Raw genomic sequence first — 12,678 nt, forward strand, 5'->3', positions numbered from 1 at the left:
GTATGAACGGCGGCAATTTGCCACCCCAATTATTTAACTCCTCTTTACGGGCCTTAATGGAATGAGTCTGGCAATTACTAACAACAGTATTTCAGCAACACCTAATACTAAGTCTAGTGACAAAACCACGGTTGTCGATTCTGCAGATAATGCGGAGCAGTCAGGCTTTTTTGATACGCTTAAAAATGCGATTTCTTCAGAAAATACTGAGGAAAAACAAAAGGCTGAAGGAAGGCTAGGTGTTGAGGCAGCCAACTCTCATGCGATAGAGGCGTCATTAGGTGAAGAGGATGCCGAGGTTCTAAGCACAACGGCGCAAGAAGCAGAGTCGTTAACGCCTGCAGCAGGGGCGAAAAGTCAAACAGAGACAAGTGTTGATGAGGACCCTGATGAGAGTGTCAAAAACATGGCGCCAGAGTCCGCTGTTGTCGTGTCTTCTCACCGCGATACGCTTAACCTCGCTTCTGAGGGAAGTGTTGAAGCTAAAAAAACCGTCAGTGACAGTGCGCAATTGCTCAGCCGTTTAGACGAGTCGAATAGCGCGTTAAAGCCCAAAAACAACGCCGCATTGTCACAAACGGAGAGTGACTTATCAGACGCTGCGGTACTCGGTGCGGCCACTGCCAGTACTCAACATCCGAAGCGAGTCGAACCATTGGGTGAACCGACGATACCTTTGGATATCAATAGTTCTTCACTTACTCAACAACACCAAAATAGTCCAGAAACAAATGCTGCAACCGACGATATGGCGACTGAGCAAATCGCTGTGTTAACGGGTGCTTCAGGTTCGACGATGCAAACCGCAACTGGTTTAGAGACGAAAGCCATTAATGTCGATGGTGAATCGAAAAACAGCACGCAGAGCCAAATTGCATGGACCAAAGCGAATGCTGAACATGCGACTAAGATAGACCCTAAGAGCCTCGTTGCCACGACGGTCGCGGCTGATAAATTGCATTCCAGCCATGGACCCGGTGCGGCGTTAACGGCTTCAGCGCCTTTAGCAAGCACTCTACCAGTCAATTCTGCGAGTCACTCAAGTTCAGATGTGGCATTGACGGCGAGTATGTTGGCCACAAATACGTCAGTAGAACATAGCCAAGTTAACCATCCGACGTTGTCTACGGCTGGTGCAAGTTTTACAGGTGTGCAGAAACCATCGGCTATGACTGGTCTTGGGCAAGTCAACGAACTCCCTGAAGGTATAACCCATGCTGCAACTGGTGCTACTGCAAATCAGTTGAGAGCAGAACAGTCGCAACCACCTACGAACGTGCAGTCACCACTCATGCTGACTAAAGACAACGCTAGCGACCAAGTGGCAGAGCGTGTACAAATGATGATGGCCAAAAACTTGAAGCATGTGGATATTCGTTTAGATCCGCCTGATTTGGGGCGAATGCAGATTCGCATGAGCTTAAACAATGACTCTGCGACAGTACATTTTACGGTTCAAAACCAGCACACCCGCGATATGGTTGATCAGGCCATGCCAAGGTTGCGAGAGATGTTGTCTCAACAGGGCATTCAGTTAGCGGATTCATCGGTACAACAGCAGAGTCAAGGGCAGCAGCAACGTCATGCTTCTCAAGAATCTGGTGGTTCTGGTTCACACGCTAATGGACGAACTCATCAAGGTTTGGACGAGTCAGAGCAGGGTGTCAATTTAGAAGTGAACATCGCCAAGAAAACAGATGGTATTAGTTACTACGCGTAACGCGAGTAATCTCATGGAAAAGTAGAACAATACAATGGCAGAAGAGACTTTAGAACAATCAAAAAATAGCAAGAAGTTGTTGATCATTATAGTCGCAGCGCTGATTTTGCTGCTTGCGGTAGGCGGAGCGGCTTATTGGTTACTCGACTCAAATAGCACACCAGCGAGTGCACCTGCTTCTAAGGGAGGCGGCGTTACCGCACCTGTTGACCCTATTTCCTACGTCAATATTGCTCAACCTTTTATCTTTAACGTCACCGGTAAACAGCGTGACCGAGTTGTGCAAATTAAAGCGCAGCTGATGGTGCGTGGCCAAGATAACGAAGAAACGGCTCGTTATCATTCGCCACTGATTGAAAGTACCCTATTGTCGACGTTCGCATCAGCGACGGTCGAGCAACTGCGCAGCACAAATGGCCGCGTTGAATTACGTGACCAAGCCACCGCAGATGTTCAAGCCAGTTTGTCTCAGGTTGTCGGTAAGCCTGTAGTCGAAAGAGTGTTATTTACCGATTTTGTAATTCAGTAGGTATTGTGTGACCGATTTATTAAGCCAAGACGAAATCGATGCGCTTCTTCACGGAGTTGACGATGTCGATGATGTTGAAGATGAGTTAGATCAAGACCCCAATGATGTGGTGCATTTTGATTTCTCGTCGCAAGACCGCATTGTACGTGGTCGAATGCCTACGCTCGAACTTATCAATGAACGTTTTGCGCGCCATATGCGAATTAGCTTGTTCAATATGCTTCGTAAAACCGCTGAGGTGTCGATTAACGGCGTTCAGATGATGAAATTTGGTGAATACCAAAACACCCTATACGTGCCAACAAGCTTGAATATGGTGCGTTTTAGACCGCTAAAAGGGACCGCTCTTATTACGATGGAAGCTCGTTTAGTTTTCATCTTAGTGGAGAACTTCTTCGGTGGTGACGGTCGTTTTCACGCCAAGATTGAGGGTCGTGAATTCACGCCTACCGAACGTCGTATCATTCAGTTGCTAATGAAAACCGTTTTTGAAGACTACAAGGAAGCTTGGTCGCCAGTAATGGGTGTTGAGTTTGAGTATTTGGACTCAGAAGTGAACCCAAGCATGGCGAATATTGTCAGCCCAACGGAAGTGATTGTGGTCAGCTCGTTCCATATTGAAGTGGATGGCGGTGGTGGCGATTTCCACGTGGTGATGCCGTATTCCATGGTGGAGCCGATTCGCGAGTTACTCGATGCCGGTGTTCAATCAGATAAGATGGAAACTGATGTCCGTTGGAGTAGTGCCCTACGTGAAGAGATCATGGACGTGCCGGTGAATTTTCGCGTAAACCTACTCGAAAAAGACGTATCACTTCGCGATCTTATGGAGTTGCAAGCTGGAGATATCATTCCTATCGATATGCCGGAAAATGCCACCATGTTTGTTGAAGAGTTACCAACGTTCCGAGTGAAGATGGGACGAACTGGCGAGAAAGTTGCCGTACAAATTTCCGAAAAAATAAGACGTCCAGATGTAGTGAAAACCGATTTAGCTTTCCTTGGTAAGGATATTATGGCTGAGTTGGAACATGTGGAAGACGCAGACGAAGAATAACCAGAGTAGATATAAATAATGACGATAAGTGACGACCAAAAACTTGCAGATGAATGGGCAGCAGCATTAGGCGAAGACCCAATGGCACCGGATATTGATGTGGATGAAGTTCTAGCCGCACCATTAGACGAACTCAAAGATTCGCCAGCGCCTATTTCAGAGGATGAACGTCGTAAACTGGATACGATTATGGATATTCCAGTCACCATCTCTATGGAAGTGGGACGTTCACAAATCAGCATCCGTAACTTGCTTCAATTGAACCAAGGTTCGGTGGTTGAACTTGACCGTATTGCTGGAGAGTCACTGGATGTCATGGTCAATGGCACTTTGATTGCTCACGGTGAAGTGGTTGTAGTCAACGATAAATTTGGTATTCGTTTGACGGATGTCATCAGTCAAACTGAGCGAATTAAGAAGTTACGTTAGTATGGCGATAAAACGTTTGTCCAGCGTTGTGTTAGTGGCAGTTGCTATGGGAGGGCCTTCCATGGCCGTAGCCTCTCAAGAGAGTCCTGCACTTAACACATCGGGTTCTCCATTTGACCTAGCGACTACGCTCGGTTCTTTAGTGTTAGTCATTCTGATTATTCTTGGTTTGGCATGGGTGTTAAAACGCATGAAAGTGCCATCGCTGGTTAATCAGCAAGGTCTTAAGATTGTTAGGCAGATACCGGTTGGGACCAAAGAACGTATTGCCATAGTACAAGCGGGTGAAGAACAGTTTTTGGTGGGTATTACCTCCCAGTCTATTCAACTGATTTCCAAGTTAGAGACGCCTTTAGCGGAAGATGATTTATCTCAGCCTGCTTTTGCGGCGCAGTTATCGAAACTGATGAAGAAACCGAATCCTCATGACTAATTTGATGCGACTGATTTTCATCTGTTTGATGCTGTTTATTACCCCATTGTCTTGGGCAGAAGACAATGGGGCAACCCCTGTACTCAATACTGCGGCGTTAGATTCGGGCGTAACAGTTACCGCTATGCAGAATGACCGAGGTGCGGCTGGCAGCGCTACGTCAAACTCGTATGGTACTGGGCCAGGTATCCCAGCTTTCACCATGAAGACCAATCCTGATGGCAGCGAAGACTACTCAATAAATTTGCAAATCCTGGCATTGATGACCATGTTGGGCTTTTTGCCTGCCATGGTTATTTTGATGACCTCATTCACTCGCATCGTTGTGGTGATGTCGATATTGCGTCAAGCAATGGGTCTACAGCAAACACCGTCTAATCAGGTGATCATCGGCATTGCGATTTTCTTAACGTTTTTTATCATGTCGCCAGTACTGAATCAGGTGAATGAGCAAGCGATTCAACCCTATTTGAACGAACAAATCACCGCAAAAGAAGCCTTTGATCAGGCACAGGGCCCAATGAAGTCCTTTATGCTGAAACAGACACGGGTCAAAGATCTAGAAACGTTTGTTGAAATGTCCGGTTCGACGGCACAAAACCCAGAAGATGTGTCGATGGCGGTATTGATTCCGGCGTTCATTACTTCAGAGCTGAAGACCGCGTTTCAAATCGGCTTTATGTTGTTCTTACCATTTTTGATTATCGACCTTGTCGTAGCATCGATATTAATGGCGATGGGTATGATGATGCTGTCACCGATGATTGTATCGCTGCCATTTAAATTGATGTTGTTCGTGTTGGTGGATGGATGGAACTTAATACTGTCCACACTGGCCGGCAGTTTTGCGTTGTAGCTGGAGATAACCGATGACTCCAGAGGTATTTGTCGAACTGTTTAGAGATGCGTTGTGGATGGTGCTGATTCTTGTCTGCGCCATTGTTGTCCCAAGCCTTCTTGTTGGTTTAGTGGTGGCGATTTTCCAAGCGGCAACGTCAATCAACGAACAAACGTTGAGCTTCTTACCAAGATTAATAGTGACCATTTTGGCGCTGATTGGTTTTGCTCACTGGGGTACTCAGATGATGATGGAGTTTTTCTATGAAATGATAGAAAGGCTGCCACAAGTTCTCTGGTAATTGAATTGTGGAGTACCCAACCAGCGCTGTACTTGAATGGCTCGGCAACTATTTTTGGCCGTACGTCCGTATCTCTGCCATGTTAATGGTAATGTCGGTGACCGGGGCCAACTTCGTGTCGCCGAGAATTCGATTGTTTTTAGGGCTTGCACTGACACTCGCGGTTATGCCTTCTATCCCGGCTGTCCCACAATCCATCGAACTGCTTTCTTTTCAGGGCTTTCTCACCGTCGCGGAACAGATACTAATCGGCACTGCGATGGGGATGACCACCGTTTTTATGATACAGACGTTTGTTATGCTAGGTCAGATTCTTGGTATGCAATCGAGTCTGGGTTTTGCGTCTATGGTTGACCCTGCAAATGGGCAAAACACGCCTTTGCTTGGTCAGTTATTTATGTTCCTTGCCACCATGTTTTTCTTGGCAACGGATGGGCATTTAAAAATGATTCAGCTGGTGGTAATGAGCTTCAAGACTTTGCCTATCGGCTCTGGACATCTTTCTAGTGCTGACTTTAGCGAAATGGCCGGATGGTTAAGCATTATGTTTCAAACCGCTTTGAGCATGGCCTTAGCTGGGATTATCGCACTATTAACGGTGAACTTGTCGTTTGGTGTCATGACGCGTGCAGCGCCGCAGCTCAACATCTTCTCTCTTGGTTTTGCCTTTGCATTGTTGATCGGTTTGATGATCTGTTGGTACATCATGGCTGGCTTGTATAGTCATTACCAATTGTATTGGCTTGAAGTGGAAGGTCAGGTATGTCGCTTGATCGACCTTACGTGTTAAGGGAATAGGAGGCTGACGATGGCAGAATCAGATGGCCAAGAACGCACCGAAGACGCCACCCCCCAGCGGCTTAAACAAGCTCGAGAAAAGGGGCAGGTGGCACGTTCAAAAGAGTTAGCATCGGTCTCGGTACTGATTGTGGGTGCATTGTCGCTAATGATGTTTGGTGAGGGCCTGGCGCGCGCCTTGTTTGGTTCTATGTCCAGATTATTCAACTTGAGCCGAGAAGAAATCTACGATTCGAGCAAATTGTTTGATGTGGCTCTTGGTGCACTTTCTAGCTTGTTGCTTCCACTGTTAATTATCTTGTTGGTGCTCTTTATCGCAGCGCTGATTGGCGCGGCTGGTGTGGGCGGAATCAGTTTTTCAACCGAAGCGGCGATGCCAAAGTTATCGAAAATGAACCCGCTTAGTGGCCTTAAACGTATGGTAGGCATGCAAAGTTGGGTTGAGCTTATCAAATCAATTTTAAAAGTAACACTGGTGGCGGGAATGGCATTCTATCTGGTTAATGCTTCCAGAGCGGATTTGTTCCAGCTGAGTATGGAAGTTTTTCCACAGAATATTTTTCATGCACTCGATATCTTACTTAACTTTATTTTGTTGATTAGCGCCACACTGTTGATCGTGGTTGCCATCGATATTCCGTTCCAGATTTGGCAACACGCAAATCAGCTCAAAATGACTAAACAAGAAGTCAAAGATGAGTTTAAAGATACTGAAGGTAAACCTGAAGTGAAGGGGCGCATTCGTATGTTGCAAAGAGAAGCCGCCCAGCGAAGAATGATGGCGGAAGTACCGCAAGCGGACGTGATTATTACTAATCCTGAACACTTCTCAGTAGCGCTGCGCTATAAGCAAGGGCAGGATAAAGCGCCCGTTGTGGTCGCGAAGGGTGTCGATCATATGGCACTGAAAATTCGTGAGGTGGCAAGAGAGCACAGTATTTACGTGATTCCATCGCCACCGCTGGCACGCTCTCTTTACCATACCACCGAGCTTGAGCAGGAGATTCCTGATGGTCTGTTTTCTGCGGTGGCACAAATATTAGCCTACGTGTATCAGCTAAAGCAGTATCGTAAAAAAGGTGGACACCGCCCCACGCTGCAAAACGACCACATCACGATTCCAAAAGACATGCGTTACTAACCTTGAAGATAAAAACAAGTGTCAAAATAATGACACTTCCTGTTGGCTTAATTCTTGCTATCTTCTTGCCTATTATAGAAAAAAACAAGACCCCGCTTAAAATGAGTGGTCATGCAGTGAAGTAGTAAATGAAGTTAACGTTACCTTTTGTCGATAGGTTACCGACGATCCCTCGTCGAGCATTACCTGCCATTGGAGCCCCGGTGATGGTCCTCGCGGCACTCGCGATGATCGTTCTGCCGATCCCTGCATTTCTTCTCGACTTTTTCTTTACCTTCAATATTGCACTATCGATGGTGGTACTGTTGGTGTCGGTCTACACACGTCGACCATTGGATTTCGCTGCTTTTCCTACTGTTCTGCTTATTGCTACCTTACTACGTTTAGCACTTAACGTTGCGTCCACGCGTGTGGTCTTGCTTTATGGTCACGAAGGCAGTGGTGCTGCGGGTAATGTGATTGAAGCGTTCGGTAATGTTGTGATAGGCGGCAACTACGCGGTCGGTTTGATCGTGTTTATGATTTTAATGATCATTAACTTTATGGTCGTTACTAAGGGTGCCGGGCGCATCTCAGAAGTGAGTGCCCGCTTTACGTTGGATGCATTACCCGGTAAACAGATGGCTATTGATGCTGACTTAAATGCCGGCCTTATTGATCAAGAACAAGCAAGAATCCGTCGTTCAGAAGTGACCAAAGAAGCGGATTTCTATGGCTCGATGGATGGCGCGTCAAAATTCGTTAAAGGGGATGCCATTGCGGGTATTCTGATCCTGTTCTTAAACATCATTGGTGGTTTGAGTATTGGTATGATGCAGAACTCGTTAGGTTTTGGTGAAGCTATCCAAATCTATACGCTGTTGACCATTGGTGATGGCTTAGTGGCACAGATTCCATCGCTACTCCTTTCTATTGCGGCTGCAATCATGGTGACCCGTCAAAATACTGACGAGGACATGGGACAACAAGTTGTTTTCCAACTGTTTGATAATCCAAGAGCGCTAACGATAACGGCAGGTATTTTAGGTGTGATGGGCATTGTGCCAGGTATGCCTCATTTTGCCTTCTTGATGTTGGCGTTGATTGCCGGTCTAGGGGCTTATTGGTTACATAAAAAGCAAGCCAAAAAAGAACAGCAGAAAAACCTTCCTGCCGAGCTTAGCAGCACAGAAACGTCCTCAACACCCAAGGAGCTGTCTTGGGATGATGTACATCCTGTCGATGTTATTGGTTTGGAAGTGGGATATCGACTTATCCCGCTGGTGGACCGAGACCAAGGTGGCGAATTACTTGAACGCGTCAAAGGCGTTCGTAAGAAACTGTCTCAAGATTTTGGTTTTCTCATCCCCGCGGTTCATATTCGCGATAACCTAGAGCTGACGCCAAACTCTTATCGAATCACCTTGATGGGGGTCGCGGTTGGTGAGGCGGAAATTCGTCCAGACCAAGAGTTAGCGATTAATCCGGGCCAAGTTTATGGTTTGATTGATGGCGAGCAAACCATCGACCCAGCATTCGGCCTTGAAGCGGTCTGGATTCAAGAAGCTCAGCGTGAGCATGCTCAGGCGTTGGGCTATACCGTTGTTGATTCTTCAACCGTCTTGGCGACACATCTAAGCCAGCTGTTGACCAATAACGCGGCTCAGTTGTTGGGCCATGAAGAAGTACAAAACCTGCTTGAAATGTTAGGGCGCAGCGCACCTAAGTTGGTGGAGGACTTTGTGCCAGAACAGTTGCCGTTAGGTACTGTGGTCAAAGTGCTACAAAACTTGCTGCATGAAGCGATACCTATCCGAGATATTCGAACGATTGTACAAACCTTGGCCGAGTATTCGGGTAAGAGTCAAGAACCTGACGTTCTTACGGCGGCAGTTCGAATAGCACTGAAACGACTAATTGTTCAGGAAATCAATGGAATAGAGCCGGAGTTGCCGGTGATTACTCTAATTCCTGAGCTGGAACAAATATTGCACCAGACTATGCAAGCTTCCGGTGGTGAATCAACCGGAATTGAACCTGGATTAGCCGAACGATTACAAGCATCGTTAACTCAAGCGACTCAAGAGCAAGAGCTAAAAGGTGAGGCAGCTGTACTGCTGACCTCTGGAGTATTGCGTTCGACATTAGCTAAGTTTGTGAAAAATACCATTCCAAACTTACGAGTCTTGTCGTACCAAGAGATTCCAGATGAAAAACAAATTCGAATTGTGCAAGCCGTCGGTAATTAACGGCTTGGATCAGAAATGGATGTAACAGTTGAAAATTAAACGATTTTTTGCCAGAGATATGCGTCAGGCGCTGCTCCAAGTAAAAGAAGAACTTGGTGCTGAAGCGGTGATCATGTCCAATAAAAAAGTGGCGGGTGGGGTAGAAATCGTTGCTGCCGTCGATGGTGATAGTTCATCATCGGTACCACGTCAGATGCAAAGTAATGGATTAGCGGCACCAGCACGTTCACAAGGAGGTTATGCTAGCGGTCGGCAGACCGATGAGCGTTATAGTGATAATCGCCACCAGAATAGTGGACGCAGCCTCAAGGATGATGTTGTGAATCTCAATCAAAAAAGCTCAACCAGTGCGCCTTCTGTCTCCGATCGATTTGCGAATATGTTTAAGAATTATCGTGGCAGTGAGCGTCAAGTAAGTAAAAGTGCGTCGACACCACCAGATTCTCTGTCCGCCTTATTAGAACGACAATCAGAGCGAGCCAAATCAGTCAGTGACGGTTATCAAAACAGTGACCGTTACCAATATGCTCAAGAGAACCGCTCTGAGCTTGACTCTCGTGATAGTCGTTCGAGTCTACGCACCTCAGGACGTACTCCATTTGCTGATAACAGTGCTGAAGTACCTCGCCGTGGTTCCAATGCTCGTGACGCTAAAATAGGTGAGGAACTTGAAGCGATGAAGGAAGATATGTCTTCGATTCGTCGTTTGCTGGAGCATCAAGTTTCCGGTCTAATGTGGCAAGAAGTAGAGCGACGTGAGCCACTTCGAGCGATGTTAATCAAGCGCCTAGAACGAATGGGCTTATCGCCGGAACTGTCCGACCAATTGGCCTGTTACATCCCGGAAGATACGCCACCTCAAAAAGCCTGGAAGGCGCTGCTATCTTTGGTTTCAGACCAAATTGTTGTGAGTAAACAAGATATATTGCGTAAAGGTGGTATCGTGGCGCTGCTAGGTCCAACAGGGGTTGGGAAAACCACCACTGTGGCAAAACTTGCCGCGAGAGCAGCGATGGAATACGGGTCGGATAATGTTGCTCTAGTCACCACAGATACCTATCGCATTGGCGCGCATGAGCAATTGTCGATATACGGCAGAATTATGGGTTGTCCGGTCAGAGTCGCTAAAGATTCTGAAGAACTTGCCGATGTACTCTATCAGTTACGAAACAGACGCTTAGTGCTTATCGATACCGCGGGTATGGGGCAGCGAGATGTCCGGCTTTCCGAGCAACTAGATACTCTGATGCAGGACAGTGGAGAAGAAATTCACAGCTACTTGGTGCTGCCTGCAACGGCACAGCGTCAAGTATTACAAGAAACGTTAGACCACTTTCGACGTATCCCATTATCAGGATGCATTATGACTAAGTTGGATGAGTCGTTAAGCTTGGGCGAATTTATTAGTGTGGTGGTACAAAATGCGCTACCAGTTACCTATATTGCCAATGGACAACGGGTGCCAGAAGACATCGTAATTGCGCAGCCCAAATATATGGTTGCGAAAGCGAACGAATTATTAGAGAAGTCGACAGAGAATGAACCCCACTTCTGGAACAGTGATATGGAGGGGGTTTAGGTGCAAGCGAATATGACAAATAACATGATACATGACCAAGCGAGTGGCTTAAGACGTTTGACTCAGCCCACGTTGACGAAAGTGATTTCAGTCACTGGTGGTAAAGGTGGTGTTGGTAAATCCAATGTAACGCTTGGGCTCGCAATTTGTATGGCTCGTCAAGGCAAAAAAGTAATGGTACTTGATGCCGATCTTGGGTTGGCAAATGTTGACGTGATGCTTGGCATTCGACCAAAGAAAAACCTTGGGCATGTCCTTGCTGGCGAATGTGACTTAAAAGATGCCATCGTTGAAGGGCCGCACGGTATAAGAATCATCCCTGCGACTTCAGGTACGCAAAGCATGACTGAGCTCAGTCATGCTCAGCATATGGGGTTGATTCGAGCTTTTGGTAGCTTAGAAGAAGAAATGGACGTCTTGTTAGTGGATACCGCCGCAGGTATCTCTGACATGGTCGTGAGTTTTTCTAGAGCTGCGCAGGACGTGGTCGTGGTGGTTTGCGATGAGCCTACATCTATTACGGATGCGTACGCTCTGATCAAACTATTAAGCCGAGAACATCAGGTTCAGCGCTTCAAAGTAGTTGCGAATATGGTTCGTAGTTATCGTGAAGGGCGAGAATTGTTTACAAAATTGACATTAGTCACAGAACGATTCCTCAATGTGAGTCTTGAGTTAGTCGCATGCATTCCGTTAGATGATAAAGTGCGTCAAGCAGTGAAAAGACAAAAGATCGTTGTTGATGCATTTCCACGCTCACCGGCTGCTCTAGCATTAAGTTCTTTGGCGAACAAAGCGTTAACTTGGCCGATTCCAAAAGTGCCGAGTGGGCATCTAGAGTTTTTTGTTGAAAGATTACTAAATAGAACAGAAGCCCTAGAGGAACCGTTTAGTGAATAAAGCTTTGACCTATGACCAACATGCCAATTTGAGTGGTCAGCAAGCTTTCTTAGAGAAGTATTCCGTATTAGTGAAGCGAATTGCTCACCACCTAGTCGGTAGGCTTCCACCGAACGTGTTGGTTGAAGACTTGATTCAGGCTGGGATGATTGGCCTGATTGAAGCACAGAAAAATTATGATGGCAGCAAGGGTGCGAGTTTTGAAACCTATGCAGGAATTCGTATTCGAGGTGCCATGCTTGATGATATTCGTCGCGGTGACTGGGTACCTCGCTCGGTACATAAACATAGTCGTGATATTTCTCAAGCGATTTCCGTTTTAGAGGTCGAGTTAAATCGAGACCCAACAGATACGGAAGTGGCTGATTACTTGGGACTGAGTCTGGCTCAATACCATAAAGCGCTGACCGATATTAATTGTTCAAAGCTGGTTGGGATTGAAGACTTGGGCGTTTCGGAAGACTCTGTCTCTGTTTCAGACGAAGAAGAGAATACTCCGTTTCAAGGAGTCGCAGACGATGCGTTTCGCGAAGCGTTAATAGAATCAATTAAATCGCTCCCAGAGCGTGAAGCATTAACGTTATCCTTGTATTATGACGAAGAGTTAAATTTGAAGGAGATTGGTGAAGTATTAGGCGTCAGCGAATCGCGCGTTAGTCAAATACTGAGCCAATCGATGCAGCGTCTTCGCACCAAGCTTAGTGCTTGGACAGATAACAATTAAT

13 protein-coding genes are annotated in these 12,678 nt (G+C 46.5%); all 13 read left to right on the forward strand.

Translation table 11 applies throughout. The features are described from left to right. Positions 1–61: 61 nt before the first annotated feature. The 13 genes from VTH8203_RS21520 to VTH8203_RS21580 all read left to right on the forward strand — a co-directional run bounded on the left by VTH8203_RS21520 (position 62) and on the right by VTH8203_RS21580 (position 12,677). On the forward strand, positions 62–1,720 hold the full coding sequence (locus VTH8203_RS21520; RefSeq protein WP_096995493.1) for a flagellar hook-length control protein FliK: 1,659 nt from the start codon (positions 62–64) through the stop codon (positions 1,718–1,720). A gap of 34 nt (positions 1,721–1,754) precedes the next feature. Continuing rightward, complete coding sequence (gene fliL, locus VTH8203_RS21525; protein WP_096995494.1) at positions 1,755–2,249, forward strand: flagellar basal body-associated protein FliL; 495 nt, start codon at positions 1,755–1,757, stop codon at positions 2,247–2,249. A 7-nt stretch (positions 2,250–2,256) separates the two neighbouring features. Then, positions 2,257–3,306 carry a flagellar motor switch protein FliM gene (gene fliM, locus VTH8203_RS21530; RefSeq protein WP_096995495.1) on the forward strand — a complete coding sequence of 350 codons (1,050 nt, stop codon included), beginning with the start codon at positions 2,257–2,259 and terminating at the stop codon, positions 3,304–3,306. Between the two features lie 18 nt (positions 3,307–3,324). After that, positions 3,325–3,735 (forward strand): flagellar motor switch protein FliN, encoded by a 411-nt coding sequence (fliN, locus tag VTH8203_RS21535; RefSeq protein WP_096995496.1) that lies wholly within the window; start codon positions 3,325–3,327, stop codon positions 3,733–3,735. Position 3,736: 1 nt separating this feature from the next. Further along, positions 3,737–4,168: a flagellar biosynthetic protein FliO gene (fliO, locus tag VTH8203_RS21540; protein ID WP_096995497.1), complete on the forward strand. Its 432-nt coding sequence runs from the start codon at positions 3,737–3,739 to the stop codon at positions 4,166–4,168. A gap of 28 nt (positions 4,169–4,196) precedes the next feature. Next, on the forward strand, positions 4,197–5,024 hold the full coding sequence (gene fliP / locus VTH8203_RS21545; protein ID WP_096995571.1) for a flagellar type III secretion system pore protein FliP: 828 nt from the start codon (positions 4,197–4,199) through the stop codon (positions 5,022–5,024). 13 nt (positions 5,025–5,037) lie between these two features. Next, on the forward strand, positions 5,038–5,307 hold the full coding sequence (fliQ, locus tag VTH8203_RS21550) for a flagellar biosynthesis protein FliQ (protein WP_096995498.1): 270 nt from the start codon (positions 5,038–5,040) through the stop codon (positions 5,305–5,307). 7 nt (positions 5,308–5,314) lie between these two features. Continuing rightward, entirely contained in the window at positions 5,315–6,097 is a 783-nt protein-coding gene (fliR, locus tag VTH8203_RS21555) for a flagellar biosynthetic protein FliR (protein WP_096995499.1), read from the forward strand. Positions 6,098–6,115: 18 nt separating this feature from the next. After that, entirely contained in the window at positions 6,116–7,246 is a 1,131-nt protein-coding gene (gene flhB / locus VTH8203_RS21560; protein WP_096995500.1) for a flagellar biosynthesis protein FlhB, read from the forward strand. A gap of 128 nt (positions 7,247–7,374) precedes the next feature. After that, complete coding sequence (flhA, locus tag VTH8203_RS21565) at positions 7,375–9,474, forward strand: flagellar biosynthesis protein FlhA (RefSeq protein WP_096995501.1); 2,100 nt, start codon at positions 7,375–7,377, stop codon at positions 9,472–9,474. A gap of 28 nt (positions 9,475–9,502) precedes the next feature. Next, positions 9,503–11,053: a flagellar biosynthesis GTPase FlhF gene (flhF, locus tag VTH8203_RS21570; protein WP_096995502.1), complete on the forward strand. Its 1,551-nt coding sequence runs from the start codon at positions 9,503–9,505 to the stop codon at positions 11,051–11,053. Between the two features lie 12 nt (positions 11,054–11,065). Further along, entirely contained in the window at positions 11,066–11,953 is an 888-nt protein-coding gene (locus VTH8203_RS21575; RefSeq protein WP_096995572.1) for a MinD/ParA family protein, read from the forward strand. After that, positions 11,946–12,677 (forward strand): RNA polymerase sigma factor FliA, encoded by a 732-nt coding sequence (locus VTH8203_RS21580; protein WP_096995503.1) that lies wholly within the window; start codon positions 11,946–11,948, stop codon positions 12,675–12,677. Before VTH8203_RS21575 ends, VTH8203_RS21580 begins: the two co-directional genes overlap by 8 nt. The last annotated feature ends 1 nt before the right edge of the window (position 12,678 follow it).

This window comes from Vibrio thalassae, assembly GCF_900089835.1.
GTDB lineage: Bacteria > Pseudomonadota > Gammaproteobacteria > Enterobacterales > Vibrionaceae > Vibrio > Vibrio thalassae.

Excerpts from the sequence above, each read along its gene's own strand:
- fliP (WP_096995571.1), top strand. The coding sequence starts at position 4,197 with ATGCTGTTTATTACCCCATTGTCTTGGGCAGAAGACAATGGGGCAACC.
- VTH8203_RS21575 (WP_096995572.1), top strand. The coding sequence starts at position 11,066 with ATGACAAATAACATGATACATGACCAAGCGAGTGGCTTAAGACGTTTG.
- VTH8203_RS21520 (WP_096995493.1), top strand. The coding sequence starts at position 62 with ATGAGTCTGGCAATTACTAACAACAGTATTTCAGCAACACCTAATACT.
- fliQ (WP_096995498.1), top strand. The coding sequence starts at position 5,038 with ATGACTCCAGAGGTATTTGTCGAACTGTTTAGAGATGCGTTGTGGATG.
- fliL (WP_096995494.1), top strand. The coding sequence starts at position 1,755 with ATGGCAGAAGAGACTTTAGAACAATCAAAAAATAGCAAGAAGTTGTTG.
- fliO (WP_096995497.1), top strand. The coding sequence starts at position 3,737 with ATGGCGATAAAACGTTTGTCCAGCGTTGTGTTAGTGGCAGTTGCTATG.
- flhA (WP_096995501.1), top strand. The coding sequence starts at position 7,375 with ATGAAGTTAACGTTACCTTTTGTCGATAGGTTACCGACGATCCCTCGT.
- flhB (WP_096995500.1), top strand. The coding sequence starts at position 6,116 with ATGGCAGAATCAGATGGCCAAGAACGCACCGAAGACGCCACCCCCCAG.
- fliN (WP_096995496.1), top strand. The coding sequence starts at position 3,325 with ATGACGATAAGTGACGACCAAAAACTTGCAGATGAATGGGCAGCAGCA.